Origin of the sequence: Nocardioides immobilis, from assembly GCF_003515065.1 — a bacterium.
In the GTDB taxonomy this organism is placed as follows: domain Bacteria; phylum Actinomycetota; class Actinomycetes; order Propionibacteriales; family Nocardioidaceae; genus Nocardioides; species Nocardioides immobilis.
This window is the reverse complement of sequence record NZ_QXGH01000014.1, coordinates 45,352-62,032: the sequence shown is the minus strand read 5'-3', so window position 1 is coordinate 62,032 and position 16,681 is coordinate 45,352. Positions and strand designations below refer to the sequence as shown.

The window sequence follows — 16,681 nt, the reverse complement described above, 5'->3', positions numbered from 1 at the left end:
AGGGTAGCGGCGGTGCAGAACCCTGCAGCTTTCGACCCTGCCAGTTTGTGAGGCGGAGGACCTCTTGTCGATTCCGACTCTCGACGGCTTCGATGAGCCCGGAAGGGTCTGTCGACGAAGGGTTTTCAATGAAGTTCTCGAGGTTCAGCAAGATTTCCGTCGGGGTGGGGGCCGCGTGCCTGGTTGCGGGGTTCGCGGGCACCGCGGCGACCGCCACCGACGCGGGCGCGCCGACGTACAAGCAGTTCAAGGCCGACACGTACGTCGACTTCGACAGTCAGTACGTCGTGAACGGCGACGAGGTCATCAGCAACGACGGTGACCTCAAGAAGTTCTACAGCCAGATGGTGGGCAACAAGAAGACCGGCAAGACCCTCGAGGGTGGCCTCATCGTCAACACGGTCAACGGCAACGACGACAAGTGGTCGGCGGCGACGGCGGCCAACATGACCTACTGCGTGAGCACCCGGTTCGGCACCCGGCACGCTGACGTCGTGGCGGCGATGTCCGGCGGCGCGGGTCTCTGGGAGGCCGCGACGACGAAGGTCAACTTCGTCTACGTGCCGTCACAGGACAGCAAGTGCAACACCCGCAACAACAACGTGCTGTTCTCGGTCGAGCCGGTGAGCACGACGCAGTACATCGCCCGGGCGTTCTTCCCGAGCACGTCGAAGCGCTCGCGGAACGTCCTCATCGACGACTCGATCTGGACCTCGGGCAACTGGGAGCCGATCGACATCATCGCCCACGAGCTCGGCCACACCCTCGGCTTCCGGCACGAGCACACCCGGCCCGAGTCCGGCACCTGCTTCGAGGACAACAACTGGCGGCCGCTGACGCCGTACGACAACAAGTCGATCATGCACTACCCGCAGTGCAACGGCGGTTCGGACGACCTGGAGTTCCAGGCCTCCGACGCCGCTGGCGTGCGCGCCCTCTACGGGTCCTGACCGACCTCCCCCCAAAGCGGCACGCCGCCTTCCTTCTCCTGTGGTGACTCGACGGGGACCAGTGGGAAAGGACGGGCGGCGTGCCGCGCTCCCTTTGGGTGTGAGCGCAGGCTGAGGAGGGTCAGCTGCCGATCCGGTAGCTGCGGACGCCCTCGGGCTCGCCACGCTCGGCGGCGGACCGCTCGACGCAGAACTCGTTGCCCTCCGGGTCGGCCAGCGTCACCCAGCCGGTGCCGTCGTCCTTGCGATGATCGCCGATCAAGGTGGCGCCGAGCGCGAGCGCCTGGGCCACCGCCTCGTCCCGGGTGCGGTCGCTCGGCTGGAGGTCCAGGTGGAGGCGGTTCTTCGCCGTCTTGCCCTCCGGCACGGGGATGAAGAGCATCGTCGGCCCGGTCGCCGGGAAGTGCGGCGCTACCAGCACCTCAGGGTCGTCGTCGTAGAAGACGATCCATCCCGTCATCGCCGCCCAGAACTCGGCCAGCTCGCGGGCGTCGGCACAGTCGAACGTCATGTTGTTCACGGTCATCGCCATGGGCCCACTCTGCCCGCGGCCGACGACGGAGTGCGAGCGGTTTGCCGAGCCTGGTCGGATCGCGACCGTGAGGATGGGTACCGGTCGCGCATGGCTCCCGGAATCATCCTCTTCATCGTCGGTGCGATCTTCACGTTCGCGCTCAAGGCCGACTCGTCGTGGCTCAACATGAGGGTCGTGGGTCTGATCCTGATGCTCGGTGGCGCCGCGTTCATCGCTCGCGCTCGGCTGAAGCGGCGTGACGCCGTCGCAGAGGAGAGCGAGCTGCATGATTCACAGGGGAGCCGCACTCCCTCGTAGAGTGACCGCCCGTGGCTCTCACCATCGGCATCGTCGGTCTCCCCAACGCAGGCAAGTCGACGCTTTTCAACGCGCTGACCAAGAACGACGTACTGGCGGCGAACTACCCGTTCGCCACGATCGAGCCCAACGTCGGGGTCGTCGGCGTCCCGGACGACCGGCTCCCGAGGCTCGCGGAGATCTACGGCTCGCAGAAGCTGCTGCCGGCCACGGTCGAGTTCGTCGACATCGCCGGCATCGTGCGGGGCGCGTCGCAGGGCGAGGGTCTGGGCAACAAGTTCCTCGCGCACATCCGCGAGGCTGCGGCGATCTGCCAGGTCACACGCGTCTTCCGCGACGAGGACGTCACCCACGTCGACGGCAAGGTCGACCCGGGCAGCGACATCTCGACCATCCAGACCGAGCTGATCCTCGCCGACCTCGAGACGGTCGACAAGGCGATCCTGCGGCTGGAGAAGGAGTCGCGGAAGGTCAAGGACCTGGTGGCCAACCTCGAGGCGGCGAAGCAGGCGAAGGAGGCGCTCGAGGCCGGTACGCCGATCGTGGCGACCAACATCGACCGCGCCCTGATCCGCGAGCTGTCCTTGCTCACCGCCAAGCCCTACATCTACGTCTTCAACTGCGACACCGACGAGCTCGCCGACGAGGAGCTCAAGGACCGGATGCGCGCGCTCGTCGCCCCCGCCGAGGCGATCTTCCTCGACGCCAAGCTCGAGTCCGAGCTGGTCGAGCTCGACGACGAGGAGGCACGGGAGCTGCTGGCCGAGGTCGGCATCAACGAGCCCGGCCTCGACGTACTGGCCCGGGTCGGCTTCGCCACCCTCGGCCTGCAGACCTACCTCACCGCCGGGCCCAAGGAGGTCCGCGCGTGGGAGATCAAGAAGGGCGCCACCGCGCCTGAGGCGGCCGGTGTCATCCACACCGACTTCCAGAAGGGCTTCATCAAGGCCGAGATCATCTCGTACGACGACCTCATCGCCATGGGGTCGGTCCTCAAGGCCCGTGAGGCCGGCAAGGTCCGGATGGAGGGCAAGGACTACGTCATGCAGGACGGCGACGTGGTCGAGTTCCGCTTCAACGTGTGAATCGACGCGTTTGCGCAGGTCAGAGGGGGTGTAGGTGCCCCAAGTCCGCAAATAGTCCGCAAGAATTTCAGGGACGCCGCTCGCCGACCCGTTAGCGCTGGTTGCCGCCCATGCCAAAACCGTACTGTTATTGGTACGCTTTTGGCAGGAGGCAGAGCCGTGGGCTACCGAAGCGAACTACGCGAATTGGCGTTCGACTCGCATGGCATCGTCACGCTGCGCGATGCGGAGTCCAGTGGCGTGCCCGCCGTCGAAGTCCGCAAGCTCGCCTCCCGCGGCGCGCTCACCAGGCTCGGACATGGGGTCTACCGGATGGAGGAGGCTCCGGCCGATGCCCTCACGGAGTTCGCGGCCGCGGTGGCACTGGTCGGCGGCGACGCGGTACTGGCCGACGAGTCCGTGCTGGCGGCCCACGACCTCGCACAGGTGAACCTACGACGCATCCAGGTCGCGACGGGCGGCAGGGTGCGCAGACAATTGCCGCCCACCATCGAGGTGATCGCTCGTACGGTCCCGGCCGACCAGCGCACCGACATCGACGGGTTGCCCGCGATGACCTTGGCCGCCGCGATCCGCGCCAGCCGGGACAGAGTGAGGACCTCGAGGCTCATCGACGCCGCACGGCAAGCTGACGTACGTGGCCTGATCGACCATCGCGAAGCGGAAGCGATCATCTCGGAACTGGAGCAGGAATGACCGAACCACCGAAGCGGGTCGCTGACCTCTTCCGCGCCATCACGGCGTTGAGCAAGGAAGTCGATACGACCGAGCGGCGTCTGGTTGCACTGGTCGGCAACGTTGCGTTGTCGCAGATGCTGCCCGACTCGGCGATCAAGGGAGGAACTGGACTAAAGCTCCGCTTCGGGGAGAGCCTGACCCGGGACACCCCCGACCTCGATACGGCGTTCCGTGGTGATCTTGACGAGTTCCACGACCGGCTTTCCGAGACGCTAGCAATTGGGCTGGGGCGGGTTCACCGGCACCGTGACAATGGGCGCGAAGCGAAGCCCGCAGACCGTGCCCGAGGCGTACGTCATGCAGCCCTTCCGGGTGACGATGAAGTATCACGACCGCACCTTCAAAGGCGTCGACCTCGAAGTGGGCTACGACGAGCTCGAGGCCACCACACGGGAAGAGCCCGAGTTCGAGATGTCCGACGAGGTGCTCCGCCTGTTCGGTGCACTTGGCCTCCCGGCGCCGGCGCCGGTGCGCGTCCAACCGCTGCATCACCAGATCGCCCAGAAGATCCATGCCTGCACTGCGCCTCGCAGCGACCGAGCGCACGACCTGGTGGACCTCCAGTTGATAGCGCCGATGACGGCGTCGAACCTTGTCGCGGCGACGACCAGACGACTGTTCACATTCCGCGCGGAGCACGAGTGGCCGCCGATGCTCTCCCCAGGTGTCGACTGGGGGCCTCTGTACTCCGAAGCCGCGGACGGCCTTGACGTGCTCCCGAGCGTCGTTGACGCGGTGGCCTGGTTGAACGACTACGTCGCGCGGCTGGATGCCCTCTCGGGATAGCGGGAACGAAGGACGCTCGCTGAGTCTGCGTCGGACTGAGCGGCGTCATCAGGTCGTCCGAGGGACGCGGCGATGATCGACTCGGCGGCCTTGCGCGTTCGGTCCTCCGCCGTCGGCCAGAGGTGGGCATAGGTGTTGAGCGTCGTCGTTGCCTTCGAGTGACCCAGTGAGCGCTGGACGGTCACCACGTCGCATCCAGCGGCGATCAGGCCCGAGGCATAGAAGTGGCGCAGGTCATGGAGCTTGATGCCGGAAAGACTCGCGTCGCGCAGGGTCTTACGCCACCAGTAGCCGACCGTGTTCTGGTGGGGCGGATCGTCGCCCTCACCGACGAACAACCACTGCTGTGATCCGTTGCCGCCCAAGGCGGCGACGTGCTGGGCGAGCAGGTCGACGAGGCTGTCGGCCAGATAGATGACGCGCTCCGAGCCGTACTTGGGGGAGCGGATGTCGACGGAGCCGCCGTTCACGCGCTGCACCTGACGGTGCACCGTCAGTGACTTGCGGAGGAAGTTGATGTCGCCGACTTGGACGGCGGCCGCCTCACCAAGGCGTAGACCGGCGAACGCGCAGAGGGCGACGAACGTTCGGAACCGGTCATCGGCCACGTCCAGCAGTTGTCCGACCTCTTCGGGTGCTGGGATCGACATCGCGGCCTCAGCGCGACGGCCGCGGGGGAGGCGTACTCCCTCGGTCGGGTCGGAGCCGATGATCCTGTCCTTCAGCGCCGCGCGGAACACCGAGCGGACGTTCACGTAACGGGTCTTGATCGTCCCGGGGGCCAGCCCGGCGGCGTCCATGCTCTTGATCCAGGCCTCGACATCGGAGCGACGGACAAGCTTCATCGGCTTGCTCCCGAATGGCACGGAGCGTGCTGCGAGCGACATCGCTAGCACCGTGCCGGGAGCCCAAACCTGGCGCGCGGACCACTCGCCGAAGAACGCGGCGAACGTGACTTTGCCGGCCTTGGGATCGGCGTAGGTGCCCGCCACCACCGAGGCGGTGACGTTGTCGAGCCAGCGTTGTGCGTCGATCTTGCGGTCGAAGTGGCGAGCGCGTTCGTTGCCTGCCTCGTCGCGGTAGCGTGCGCGCCACTTCCCGTCGGCGCGCTTAGCAATGTTCCCGGCCATGGCCGCTCCTCTCCTGGGTCACCATCGTGACCCGCCGGTCCGACATTGTCGTCTCACCTGCGGTCTGTCCGCGAAGAGTCGGGGTTGGGTCGGCGTCCCTGCTCGGCGCGCCACAGGATGAGGTCGGTGCGCCAGTAGCGGACGTGGCGACCGACCTTGAAGCTGAACGGGCCCGTCGCCGCAGTAGCGCCAGTAGCGCAGGGTGGCGACGGGGACGCGGAGGAACCCGGCGGCTTCCTCGATGCTGAGGATCTCGTCGTCTGCGTGATTGTCGTCGTGGTGGGGCGCGGTGCTCATGTTGCTTCTCCTCATCGGTGGTGGGTGATCTACAAAGCGCGGGGGGCGGGTGCCGGATCGACTGCGCTTGTTCTCCTAGGTGTGCAGCACCTCCCGGAGCGATCACGCGCGGGTGTCTCGACCAGGAAAAGCAACAGGTGGTGGTGCGGATCGGACGCCGTTAGCCGGTGCTTGTTGGAGTGACTGGTTCAGCGGCCAATTCCTCTCCCGTGGTCAGGAGTGCTCCGGCTGGGAGGGGGTGGCTCGATACGCCGCGTCTGCTCCTGGCGGCGCTCCCACGCTTCCCGGGTGGCGGTTTGCTGCCGTACGAGGCGGTCGGCGGCCCATCGGTCGTGTTCGACGTCGAATCCTCCGTCCGGAAGCGTCCGGAGGCACGGTTCACTCGCGAGGGCACCGACGCGCGTGGTGGCGGTGTGCAGGTCGCCTTCGACTGCTGCCAGTTCGTCTGCGACAGCTGCGAGCCGACTGGCGGCGTCGCGGGTATGTGCTGCCTTGCCGTACGGGCGCAGCTCGGCGTACATCGCCTCGTCGAGCTTCGTGCGTGCTCGTTCGGCGCGGTTGTACGCCGCGTAGGCGTCGTGCTCGGCGTCGCGGATGTGGTCGGCGTCGGGGTGGGCGGCGGCGACCTGGCGGGCGACGTAGGCGTTGATCGGGTCCTGGACGCGGTGCCCGTGCAGCCACATCACCTGGTCTGCGAGCTCCCCGGGGCTACTGGGCAGGTCGGGTACGGCGGGGTGCCAGCGTTGGGCGAAGGCGGTCAGCTCGGTCGTGGCGTCGCGGACCTGGCGCCGGTTCTGGCCGAGTCGTCCGGCGCCGGCGCGGACAACGTCGGCGGAAAGGCGGGCCTCAGAGAGGTCTTGGCGCCACGCGTCCCAGACCCGGGTCTGGAGGTCGGCTGTCTCGGACTTGAGTGCGGTGTCGAGGTCGGCGACCTGCTGGCGGGCCTGCAGCCAGCGACGTCTGGCGTGGATCTCTTCTCCGCTCAGGCGGTCGCGGTCGGGTGTGTAGCGGGCTTGGATCGCGGCGACCTGTTCGAGGGCGTCGCGTTCGCCGACCAGTCGCTGGTGCTGTTCGTGGAGGTCGGCCTGCCGGGTCCAGGCGTTCCACAGGTCGCCGAGCACCTGGTCGAGGGGGCGGGTGGGTTGCTGGGTGCCGTAGCGCTCGATGTCCTCAGCAGCTTGTGCGGCAGCAATCGTGGGGCCGAGGTCGGCCCGGTTGCGGGCGAACGCCTGCTCCCATTGGCGCCGTGCGTCGGCCTGGTCTTCGGCGACGAGGTGGGCGATGTTGTCGTGCCGGCCGCGGGTCATCGCGACGTAGGCGGAAGCAGCGGAGGTGTGCTCGCCCAACGCGAGGTGTCCGGTGCGGGTGGTTTCGCCTTGGGCGCCGTAGACGGTGGTGGCGTAGGAGAGCTCGGTGTGCTTGCGGGCGTAGGTCGCGGGAAGGGTGCGCAGGTCGGTGGCCTTTCGGCCGCGTAGGGCGAGGCTGCCGTCGTGGCCGATGGCGGTGATGGTCCAGGTGTCGCGGTTCGTGACGCCGAGGTCGCGGTCGTTGCGGCGGGTAGCGACCCGGTCCCCGACCCCGAGCCGTTCCCCGGCGTCGGTGGCGACCGCGTGGGTGTCCTCGACTCGGCCGGCGGCGACGAGCCGGTCGCGGATCGCGCCATTGAGTGCGGTGGTCTGTTCGCGGGTGTCGGCCAGCATCAACATCTGGCGCGCGCGCCGATCTCGGCTCACGATGCTGTCGGCGGCAAGCTGGGCCAGCGCCTGGGTGCGTTCGGTCTCGCTGGGGTAGATCCGGACCTGGCCGCGGCGCCACAACGCTGCCCACACCTGCCGGGTCGGCTCACCATCTCGCTCACCAACCGGCTCACCGTCTGCTTGGCATGGGGCTGGCGGTGGGAGGGTGTAGGTGGAGGACCCGGTGCGCAGGGCGAGGCTGATCGCGGCGTACTCGGGGTCGGCGAACCGGTGAGTGATGTCGAGGTCGACGTGCGCTTGGTGTGGGACCCAACGTGCGGCGAGGTCGAGGACGCCACCGCGGCCGACGGCGGGGAGTTGATGCCGGTCACCCACGAGGGCGAGGCGGGCGCCTATCTCGTCGGCGACCGTGAGGAGCGCGCGGGCGGTGTCCTGGTCGAGCATCCCGGCCTCGTCGACCAGCAGCAGGTCACCTTGACCCAGTACTGCCTCGGACGCTGGCTCAGCGGGGACGCGGGTCCACCGGCCGTCGGTGTCCCACCGGTAGCCGTGTTGGTGGACCAGCCAGGCGACCGAGCCCGCGGTGCCGACCTCGCGGGCTGCGACCTGGGCTGCTTTCCGGGTCGGGGTGACCACGAGCATCCGACGGCCCTGCTCACCGAGCAGGGTCTGGGTGGCGGCGAGGGTGGTGGTCTTCCCCGCCCCGGCCGCGCCCTCGATGACCACCAGCTCCGCGTCCCCGGCTAGAACCCCGACTGCGGTGCGTTGGGGCTCATCCAGCCCTGTCCCGGTGGCGGGGGACAGCACCGCCGGGGTTGAGGGGATGCTGGCGCGGTCGGCGAGCCGGGCCACGATGTCGGCCTCGACATCCAGCACGTGGCGTGAGGACAGCGACCGGATGTGCTCGGGCACACCCGGGTGGCGCAGCAGCGGCACGCACGCCTCGATGGCGCGGGCGGTGATGTCCTCGGCCAGCTCGATCCGCACACTTGGGTCGAGGACCAGCCCGGCTGCGGCGATCGCCTTCTCGGCCTGGCCGCGGATGTCGGCGGCGTTCCACGCCGACCGTCGGGCACCGAGACGGACGAGGATGGTCTCGGCGGCGGCGTCGCGGTCGAACTCACCGACCTGCGGGGCGCCGACGATGATCGGCAGCCCGAACTGCGGCGTGGGGTCCTGGTAGCCGAGGTCGGCCAACTGCTGGTTCCACGCCGCGACCAACTCGGCGCCGTCCTTGGGTGCGATCTTGTCGGGGCGGGCGTCCTTCCATGCCCGTCGGTCCCAGGATCGCCGGACCGTTGGGCCGGGCTCCTGGCCGGGGTTCGCGGAGCGCCATTCGGCCTCGTAACGGTCGATGTTCCGGCCGATCTGCGCGGCCCGCTCGCTGAACGCCCCGACGTAGGGCGCCAGCTCGACGATCTCGCAGGTGGCCGGATCGAGAGTGAACCCGGCACCGGCCAGAGCGGCCCGGAAGTCGGGGTCACACATGACCGCCGCGTGGCCGATGCCGTTGAGGGCCTCGATGTAGTCGCGGAACCCGACCGTGTGCAGGCCCCGCCACTGCCCGACGGCGAACACCCTCGCGTTCACTTGGAGGTGCAGATGCCGGTGCGGGTCCCCGGCACGCGAGGTGTAGTGCCGCACCGTGACCGCCTCGAGTTCCTCGATCGGGACCTGGACCTGCCGGTCGCGTTGCCCGGCCCGGGTGGTGGCGTGCTCGGCGACCCAGCCGATGATCTGCTCGGCGGCCCGGTCCTGCGCGGCGTCGTAGGCCGCCGAGACCTCCGGGTTCAGTGCCGCGGCCAGGGACCAGGTCTTCGGGCCGTTGACCGCGATCTCCACGAACCGCACCGGATTGCCGTTCTCGCGGCGCCGATCCCGCGCCTGACCGGACACCGGGTCGAAGCCGGCGACCCACTGCTCATACCCTTCGCCGTCCAGCACCCCAAGATCGATCACACCTTCGCCGTCGGGGGTGGCGCCGAAACGGCGGGCGATTCCGGTGCCCTCGGTGAGGTAGTAGTCATCGACCCGGGACCGGTCGGCCTCGACGTAAGCGCGCGCTGCAGCGGGTGATCGGTTGTAGATCTTGACGCCACCATGCATGACCAATCACGTCCAACAAGTCGCCCGAAAATGACTCGTGGGCCACCCGAGTCGGGCGGCCCATCTACGAACCTTCGTAGCATGCGTGCCGACGATTTGAAGGGTCAGGAAAGCGTGTCGAGTGACGGCGCAGGCAGAAAGTTAAACGACACGTGATATTCGTCAACGTTCAATTATGGAGGAGAATTCGGGGCTTAGCGGGCGGTGTGTGGGCTCTTGATTCTCGAGCGGCGTAATGCCGTGGAGTTCTCGACGGAGGTGTCCCGCCTGAGCCCGGCGCGGGAGTTCTGCGACATCGATCAGCGAGAGGAGCATGGCAAGAGATCGAGAGGTGTCGCAATCGGCTCGATCTGTCACGGGTCGCGCAGCGAACCCAGCAGACTCGGCGTGGCAGCACGAGCAGTCGACTACGCTGCCAGGATTCTCCTCAGTCGCGCGGCTAGGGAGCAGCGCCTCGTCACTGAATCGAAGCGTTGAACGTCTGGGACGTGCGTGACGTGGCGGGCGGTGCGCTCGAGGTCGGAGCCGAGCGCTGCGGCGCGGTCGTTGTGAAACCAGGTAAGACCGGCCACAGCGCGACCATGATGTGCTCGTTGCGTTGAGCCTTGGCCAGCATCAGGCCCATCTGGGGACATGTCGGGCTTTCGAGAAGTCGATCGAGCGCCATGCGCACCCCGGGCATCTCAGCATGGGTGAGCCGCCACGCCGACACGACGGCTTGATCGCGGTCGTGCCCCCGCGACTGTTCAAAGTCGATTCGGCCACTCAGGCGGGTGTACCAGCGCATCTGCAGAGCCCCTACGAGGTCAACGTCGTCCTCGAAGACCTCCCAGAGCTCGGCAACCTGAGAAGGAATCACGCCGTCGCGACGACGGTCCATCTCTTCGATCACGAGTTTGAGTGCGCGGTACCGCTGGCGGTAAAGGGGGTCTGGCATCGTTCTCCATGGCGCCCGGGGTTGGGGAGCACTAACGGTAGCCCCGCACCCGGTGGCCCGTGAGTCCGACAAGCCAGTGAAATCAAGCATTTACGGCCGGCCATTGCCGGTTGCGCGAACGTCACACAACAGGTGGTGATCTGACGTTCCAGGCGTGCGCTACCTCACGAGCATCCCGGACGAGCCGTATCGCTCAGACGGATCGATCCGGTCTTGCGACAGAGCTCTCCAATGCTCCGCGGCATCGAGTAGGTGCCGGGCATTCGTAGGCGAGCACATGAGGTACCCATCCCCTACTGGGACTCGAAGTCTGCCCGAGAGCTTCGCGAGAACTTGGGTTACGCCGTGAAGTGAAGCCCGGCATCGCTGTCGGTCAGCTCGACGTTCGCCGGGATGTCTGCCAATTTCTCCTGTTCCCTCAGGTGCGCGGCGAGCGTTCGACCCCGGGGCGAGAGCGCGGCGACCACGCGCCGCTTGTCGGCAGGGTCCACGTGGCGCACGACGACGCCGTGCTCGACGAGCTTGTCCATGTGGCGCGTGAGGGTTGCGGCGGGGACGACCGCGGCGATCGCCACGGAACGCATGCTGATGCCGGGGTTATCGTCGACCACGGCGATGATGCGCCAGTGCTCCATCGACAACCCGTTGTCGTCGAGCAACGGGTGGAGTCGCGCACGGATCGCGGCCTCGGCCCGGCGCAGGCGCACGGCGAGACTGGATGACAGATCGACGTTAGCGTCCTCGGTCACAGCCGTCCTCCGGTGGCACGCACCAGCCGGACCGACCGGTGATGGGTCACATTCTGGTCAGCAGCGCAACGAGCCGCCGCGTCGGTCCCTATCCTAGGCGGACGCCCGGGATCTCCGGGTGAAGCGCACCTTGCACCGTCGCCAGGCGCACCCGCCCTCCACCGCCCGGAGGTCCGTTGCCCGGCCCCCAGCTCTCGATCGCGTTCGTGGTCCCGCTGCAGGGCCCGACCGGCATCTACGGTCCGTCGTGCCTCGCGTGCGGCGAGCTGGCGGTCGAGCAGCTGAACACGGCGACGGGGATCGCGGGGCGTGAGGTCGAGCTGGTCGTCGTCGACGGGGGTCGGGACCCGGTGGTCGTGGCGGCGGAGGTCGGCCGCCTGGTCGATGCGGGCCGGGTCGAGGCCGTGGCCGGTTGGCACACCTCGGCGGTCCGGCAGGCCATCACCCGGCGCGTGGGCGGACGGGTGGTCTACGCGTTCGCCGCGATGCACGAGGGCGGCGACGCCACCCCGGGTGTGTTCATGATCGGTGAGCGCCCGATCAACCAGCTGTTGCCGGCTGCGCACTGGATGCGCGAGGAGCTCTCGATCGGCCGCTGGGCGATCGTCGGCAACGACTACGTCTTCCCGCGGGTGACCGGTGCGACCGCGCGTCTCGCCCTCGAGGACACCCGGTCGTCGATCGTCAGCGAGACCTACGTGCCGTTGGGGACGACCGACTTCCGCCAGGTGATCTCGGACCTGTCCCGGGAGCCGGTGGACGGCGTGATCATGCTGCTGATGGGTCAGGACGCGGTGCACTTCAACCGGGAGTTCGGACGGTCCGGTCTCAGCGCGGCCATGCCGAGGCTCAGCCCGGCGGTGGAGGAGAACACGCTGCTCGCAGGCGGGGCGGCTGCCAACGACGGCCTGTATGCGGCAGCGGCGTTCTTCGACGCCCTCGGGACCGCGGAGAGCGCCGAGCTGGCCCGGGCCTACTACGCCCGCTGGGGACGGTGGGCACCGACGCTCAACGCTGTCGGGGAGTCGTGCTACGAGGCGCTGTTCTTCCTGGCCAGGCTGGGCGAGGTGTGCGGCTCGATCGACGTGCGTGCGGTGCGGCGGATGCGCGATGGGCACTTCTACTCCAGTCCGCGTGGGCTCATGCGCCTCGACGGCAACCTGCTCGACCAGGACGTCTACGTCGCTGCTGCGGACGGCCTGGCGTTCCGGGTGGAGCAGCAGATCGCACGCGCGCACTGAGACTCAGCCGATCGCCCGCACGGCTGCTGCCCATGCATCCGGAAGCCGTGCTTCGTGGGCGTGTGCACCGAGTCGCCGCCAGAGGTGGCCACCTGCCTCCAGGTCCAGCCGGTCCGAGGCGGCCTCCGGGTCCGTGAGTGCCGAGCGACCCAGCAGGAGGACCGAGCACAGCACCCGGTGGCCGCCGAGGAGGCCCGGTGCGGTCGTCGCGTCGAGCGGAAGGTCCTCGACCAGGACGGGCACGCCGTCGAGCACCGCACTGGAGTGCTGGCTCATCCGGCCCGGCCCCTCGCCGTACCGACCGAGGACGAGGGTCTCCCGGATCGCCACTGCGGCGCCCGCGGCGAGCACGAGGTCGAAGCGGCGGGCGACGTCGGCCCCAGCAGCGACGACGAACGGCTCGCCCGCCCAGGTTAGTACGGCGTCGCGGCCCAGCCGGATGCGGACGTCCCACCGCGCCCGGCGACCGCGCATGTCGAAGGCCACGGTGCCGCCCGGCTCGACCAGGTCCAACCGGACGCCGGCGTCGACCGTGACGTCGATCTCGATCGCGTCGTCGGCGAGCAGGAGCGCCCCTTCCGGCACCAGGCTGATCCGGGCCGCCTCCGAGTCGTGGTGGAGGACCATCGGACGCAGCAGTGCTGCGGTCGGGTCCGACCCGGTCATGGCCGTCCGCACCCGGCAGCGACCGCCGTCCGAATCGGCGGTCACCCTGATGCGTGTCCGGCCGACTCGCTCAGTGCTGGTGAGCATGGACGTGGCGCGCCATCGGGCCGGGGTCGCGAGGCACGAGGGTGCCCGCACGGTGGGAGTCGAGCACGGACCTGACCCACGCGAGCAGCGCATCGATGCTGGCTCTGTCGGAGCGGGACAGGCCGATAACCGGCCGGTCGGCGCGCACCGCAGTGGCGTCGGTGACCATCTGGGCGACGTCGACGCCGACGTACGGCGCCAGGTCGGTCTTGTTGACGATGAGGAGGTCGGCGCGCTCGATCCCCGGTCCACCCTTGCGAGCCACGTCGCCGCCACCGGCGACGTCGAGCACGAAGACCTGGGCGTCGACGAGTGCGGGGGAGAAGGTGGCCGTAAGGTTGTCGCCCCCCGACTCCACCATCACCAGGTCGAGGTCGTCGTACTGCTCCTCGAGCTCCTCGATGGCGAGCAGGTTGGCGGTGATGTCGTCGCGGATCGCGGTGTGCGGGCACGCGCCGGTCTCGACCGCTCGAATCCGGTCCGGAGCCAGCACCCCGGCCGAGCGCAGGTAACGGGCGTCCTCGTCGGTGTAGATGTCGTTCGTCACGACGGCGAGTCCGAGCGAGGAGGCGAGCTCGCGGCACAACAGAGCGATCAGCGAGCTCTTCCCGGTGCCCACCGGACCACAGACACCGAGCCGGAGGGCGCGGTCAGGGTGGGCGTGCGGGGCGTGCTCGTGACGGTCGGGGTGGTCAGGCACGGAACAACCTCCTGCTGGTCACGGCATGGGCCTCGGCCCACGCCTCGATCTGTGGGCACCCGACAGCCGGGATCTGGTCCGGCGTCTTCAGGTCAGCGACCTCGGCCGCGAGCGCGGCGATCTCGGGCAGCGCGCCGGCTACCCAACCGGTCGCGACCGCCGGGTCGAGGGGGGCCAGCTTCAGCACGGCCGCGCACACGGTCTGCACGTCGTCGTACCCCACCAACCGCGCGAGCGAACCAGAGCCCAGGCCGAGGTAGCCCGACACAGCTCCCAGCACCGCCGCCCTCGACGGCGTGCGGAGCTCGCCGACCGGCGCCAGCGCGTCCGGCCAGAGCCGCTCGGCGAGCCGCCGCAGCGCTCGGCCCTGGCCGCGGGAGGACTGGCGTAGGGCGCCACTCGGAGTGCGGGCGGCCCAGGCGACGTCGACGTCGGCCAGCGGCTCGCCGACTTGAGCTCGGTGGCGCGCGACGACAGCGGTGCCGGCCTCGACGAGCGTCACGCTGCGCAGCCGGGTCCGGAGGTAGGACGGGACGTCGTACGCCGTCAGCCCGTTCGCGAGGGCGGCCTCGGCGGTGCCGGACTGGGTGTGACCGGCCACCGGCAGCCGGGCGTCGGCGAGGAGCATCAGCATGAGCTCGGGGTGCATCAGAACATCGCGTACAGCTGGGCGAGCGGCAGCGTCTCGGCCGGCTGCGGGACGATCCGTTCACCTTCGACGTCGATGTCGAAGGTCTCGGGATCGATGTCGATCCGGGGGAGCGCCGCGTTGTTGATCATCGACGCCTTGGTGACGTCACGCGTGGCGCTGACGGCCGTCAGCCGGCGACGGAGTCCGAGCCGCCCCGCGAGACCGTCGTCGAGCGCTGCCTGCGCGACGAAGGTCAAGGCGTACGGGCTGCCGTCGCTCACCAGGGTCGGCCGCATCAGCACCGGTTGCGGTGTCGGTATCGATGCGTTGGGGTCGCCCAGTGCACCCCAGACCAGCGCGCCCCCCTTGAGCACGACGGACGGCCGGATGCCGAAGAAGCGCGGATCCCACAGGACCAGGTCGGCCAGCTTCCCGGGCTCGACCGAACCGACCTCGTGGTCGATGCCGTGGGCGATCGCCGGGTTGATCGTGTACTTCGCGACGTAGCGCATGGCCCGGAGGTTGTCCGCGTGCCCGCCTCCGAGGTCGGCGTGGTCGCCGTACCGGGCTTTCATGACGTGGGCGACCTGCCAGGTGCGGCACACCACCTCCCCGATCCGGCCCATCGCTTGCGCGTCCGACGACGTGATCGACAGCGCGCCGATGTCGTGCAGCAGGTCCTCCGCGGCGATCGTGCTGGCGCGGATCCGCGACTCCGCGAACGCGAGGTCCTCGGGCACGGTCGGGTTGAGGTGGTGGCAGACCATCAACATGTCGAGGTGCTCGGCGACCGTGTTGACGGTGTGGGGGAGCGTGGGGTTGGTGGACCCGGGGATGACGTGGGGGAGCGAGGCGACCGTCAGGATGTCGGGCGCGTGGCCACCGCCGGCTCCTTCGGCGTGGAAGGCATGGATGCCGCGCCCGGCGATCGCTGCGATCGTCGAGTCGACGTACCCGGCCTCGTTGAGGCTGTCGGAGTGCAGGGCCACCTGGAGGCCGAACTCGTCGGCTGCCCGCAGCGCGGCGTCGATCGCGGCGGGCGTCGATCCCCAGTCCTCGTGCACCTTGTAGGCCGCGGCGCCGGCGAGCGCCTGCTCGGCCAGGCCGGCGGCGCTCACCGTGTTGCCCTTGCCCATCAGCAGCACGTTGACCGGCAGGTCGTCGAGTGCCCGGTGCACGGAGGTGAGGTGCCACCTGCCTGGCGTGACGGTCGTGGCCTTCGATCCCTCGGACGGCCCGGTGCCGCCACCGCCGATGGTCGTGATTCCTGTGGCGAGCGCTTCGTGGATCTGCGAGCGCGAGAGCAGGTGCACGTGGACGTCGATGGCACCTGCGGTGAGGATCTTGCCCTCGCCCGACACCACGTCGGTGCCGGGACCGATCAGCAGGTCGGGATGAACGCCGTCGGCGACGTCGGGGTTGCCGGCTCGGCCGAGACCGACGATCCGTCCGTTCCTGATGCCGACGTCGGTCCGCACGATCCCCCAGTGGTCGAGCACGACCGCGTTGGTGATCACGGTGTCGAGAGCTCCCTCGGCCGACGTGGCCGTCGACTGCGCCATCGACTCCCGGATCGACTTGCCACCCCCGAACACCGCCTCCTCACCACCGACGGTGCGGTCCTCGATGATCTCGATCCACAGATCGGTGTCGCCGAGACGCACCTGGTCACCGACGGTCGGCCCGTAGAGCGCCGCGTACGACGCGCGGCTGATCTCAACCACGGCGTCCGTCAGCCTTGACCTGGATTCCGGGGACCAGGCGGCGGCCGCGGAGCGCGACCAGGTCGACTTCTTGGGAGGCACCCGGCTCGAACCGTCGCGAGGTCCCGGACGGGATGTCGAGCCGGAAGCCGACTGCGGCAGCATGATCGAAGGACAGCGCGGTGTTGACCTCGGCGAGGTGTATGTGGGACCCGATCTGGACCGGCCGGTCCCCGGTGTTGGTGATGACGAGGCGACGGCGCTCGTCGGCGCTGCGGTCGCCGTTGAGCACGATCGTGCCCTCGGCGACCCGGATCGCGCCCGGCCCGGAGGTGGTGAGTCCCAT

At 69.0% G+C, this 16,681-nt stretch carries 16 protein-coding genes; 6 read left to right on the top strand and 10 right to left on the bottom strand.

The features are described 5' to 3' along the window. The first annotated feature begins 128 nt into the window (after positions 1-128). Positions 129-950, top strand: coding sequence for a M57 family metalloprotease (locus tag D0Z08_RS10330; protein ID WP_118925164.1), 822 nt, complete (start codon positions 129-131; stop codon positions 948-950). Positions 951-1,071: 121 nt separating this feature from the next. Here D0Z08_RS10330 and D0Z08_RS10325 read toward each other — a convergent pair whose 3' ends face one another. Further along, positions 1,072-1,482: a VOC family protein gene (locus D0Z08_RS10325; RefSeq protein ID WP_118925163.1), complete on the bottom strand. Its 411-nt coding sequence runs from the start codon at positions 1,480-1,482 to the stop codon at positions 1,072-1,074. Between the two features lie 90 nt (positions 1,483-1,572). On the opposite strand from D0Z08_RS10325, the gene D0Z08_RS10320 reads away from it, so the two are divergent. The 4 genes from D0Z08_RS10320 (at position 1,573) to D0Z08_RS10305 (ending at position 4,391) form a co-directional block, all read left to right on the top strand. Further along, positions 1,573-1,782 (top strand): hypothetical protein, encoded by a 210-nt coding sequence (locus tag D0Z08_RS10320; RefSeq protein WP_118925162.1) that lies wholly within the window; start codon positions 1,573-1,575, stop codon positions 1,780-1,782. A gap of 11 nt (positions 1,783-1,793) precedes the next feature. Continuing rightward, on the top strand, positions 1,794-2,867 hold the full coding sequence (gene ychF, locus D0Z08_RS10315; protein ID WP_118925161.1) for a redox-regulated ATPase YchF: 1,074 nt from the start codon (positions 1,794-1,796) through the stop codon (positions 2,865-2,867). Between the two features lie 159 nt (positions 2,868-3,026). Then, positions 3,027-3,563, top strand: a complete 537-nt coding sequence (locus D0Z08_RS10310) for a type IV toxin-antitoxin system AbiEi family antitoxin domain-containing protein (RefSeq protein WP_182481263.1) — start codon at positions 3,027-3,029, stop codon at positions 3,561-3,563. 261 nt (positions 3,564-3,824) lie between these two features. Continuing rightward, the gene (locus D0Z08_RS10305; RefSeq protein ID WP_118925159.1) at positions 3,825-4,391 is read left to right on the top strand and encodes a nucleotidyl transferase AbiEii/AbiGii toxin family protein; all 567 of its coding nucleotides are present in this window, start codon (positions 3,825-3,827) and stop codon (positions 4,389-4,391) included. Here the strand turns inward: D0Z08_RS10305 and D0Z08_RS10300 are convergent. The 4 genes from D0Z08_RS10300 to D0Z08_RS10280 form a co-directional block, all read right to left on the bottom strand. Then, a complete protein-coding gene (locus tag D0Z08_RS10300) occupies positions 4,358-5,521 on the bottom strand; it encodes a tyrosine-type recombinase/integrase (protein ID WP_118925158.1) in 1,164 nt (387 codons plus the stop codon). The genes D0Z08_RS10305 and D0Z08_RS10300 overlap by 34 nt on opposite strands. Positions 5,522-6,006: 485 nt before the next feature. Continuing rightward, positions 6,007-9,621: a MobF family relaxase gene (gene mobF, locus D0Z08_RS10290; RefSeq protein ID WP_182481262.1), complete on the bottom strand. Its 3,615-nt coding sequence runs from the start codon at positions 9,619-9,621 to the stop codon at positions 6,007-6,009. Positions 9,622-10,078: 457 nt separating this feature from the next. Beyond that, positions 10,079-10,558 (bottom strand): hypothetical protein, encoded by a 480-nt coding sequence (locus tag D0Z08_RS10285; protein WP_118925157.1) that lies wholly within the window; start codon positions 10,556-10,558, stop codon positions 10,079-10,081. 338 nt (positions 10,559-10,896) lie between these two features. Then, a complete protein-coding gene (locus D0Z08_RS10280; protein WP_118925156.1) occupies positions 10,897-11,307 on the bottom strand; it encodes a MarR family winged helix-turn-helix transcriptional regulator in 411 nt (136 codons plus the stop codon). Positions 11,308-11,483: 176 nt separating this feature from the next. Between D0Z08_RS10280 and D0Z08_RS10275 the strand changes: the two genes are divergently transcribed. Further along, positions 11,484-12,548 carry a substrate-binding domain-containing protein gene (locus D0Z08_RS10275; protein ID WP_118925155.1) on the top strand — a complete coding sequence of 355 codons (1,065 nt, stop codon included), beginning with the start codon at positions 11,484-11,486 and terminating at the stop codon, positions 12,546-12,548. A gap of 3 nt (positions 12,549-12,551) precedes the next feature. On the opposite strand, the gene D0Z08_RS10270 is transcribed toward D0Z08_RS10275, so the two are convergent. Genes D0Z08_RS10270 through ureB form a run of 5 tightly spaced genes read right to left on the bottom strand, consistent with a single transcriptional unit; the run spans position 12,552 to position 16,681 of the window. Further along, positions 12,552-13,259 carry an urease accessory protein UreD gene (locus tag D0Z08_RS10270; RefSeq protein WP_182481261.1) on the bottom strand — a complete coding sequence of 236 codons (708 nt, stop codon included), beginning with the start codon at positions 13,257-13,259 and terminating at the stop codon, positions 12,552-12,554. A gap of 25 nt (positions 13,260-13,284) precedes the next feature. Further along, positions 13,285-14,001 (bottom strand): urease accessory protein UreG, encoded by a 717-nt coding sequence (ureG, locus tag D0Z08_RS10265; protein ID WP_118925153.1) that lies wholly within the window; start codon positions 13,999-14,001, stop codon positions 13,285-13,287. Then, positions 13,994-14,650: an urease accessory protein UreF gene (locus tag D0Z08_RS10260; RefSeq protein ID WP_220454136.1), complete on the bottom strand. Its 657-nt coding sequence runs from the start codon at positions 14,648-14,650 to the stop codon at positions 13,994-13,996. Before D0Z08_RS10260 ends, ureG begins: the two co-directional genes overlap by 8 nt. Further along, positions 14,650-16,356 (bottom strand): urease subunit alpha, encoded by a 1,707-nt coding sequence (locus tag D0Z08_RS10255; RefSeq protein WP_182481260.1) that lies wholly within the window; start codon positions 16,354-16,356, stop codon positions 14,650-14,652. The genes D0Z08_RS10260 and D0Z08_RS10255 overlap by 1 nt, the downstream gene beginning before the upstream one ends. Next, complete coding sequence (gene ureB / locus D0Z08_RS10250; protein ID WP_118925151.1) at positions 16,349-16,681, bottom strand: urease subunit beta; 333 nt, start codon at positions 16,679-16,681, stop codon at positions 16,349-16,351. Before ureB ends, D0Z08_RS10255 begins: the two co-directional genes overlap by 8 nt.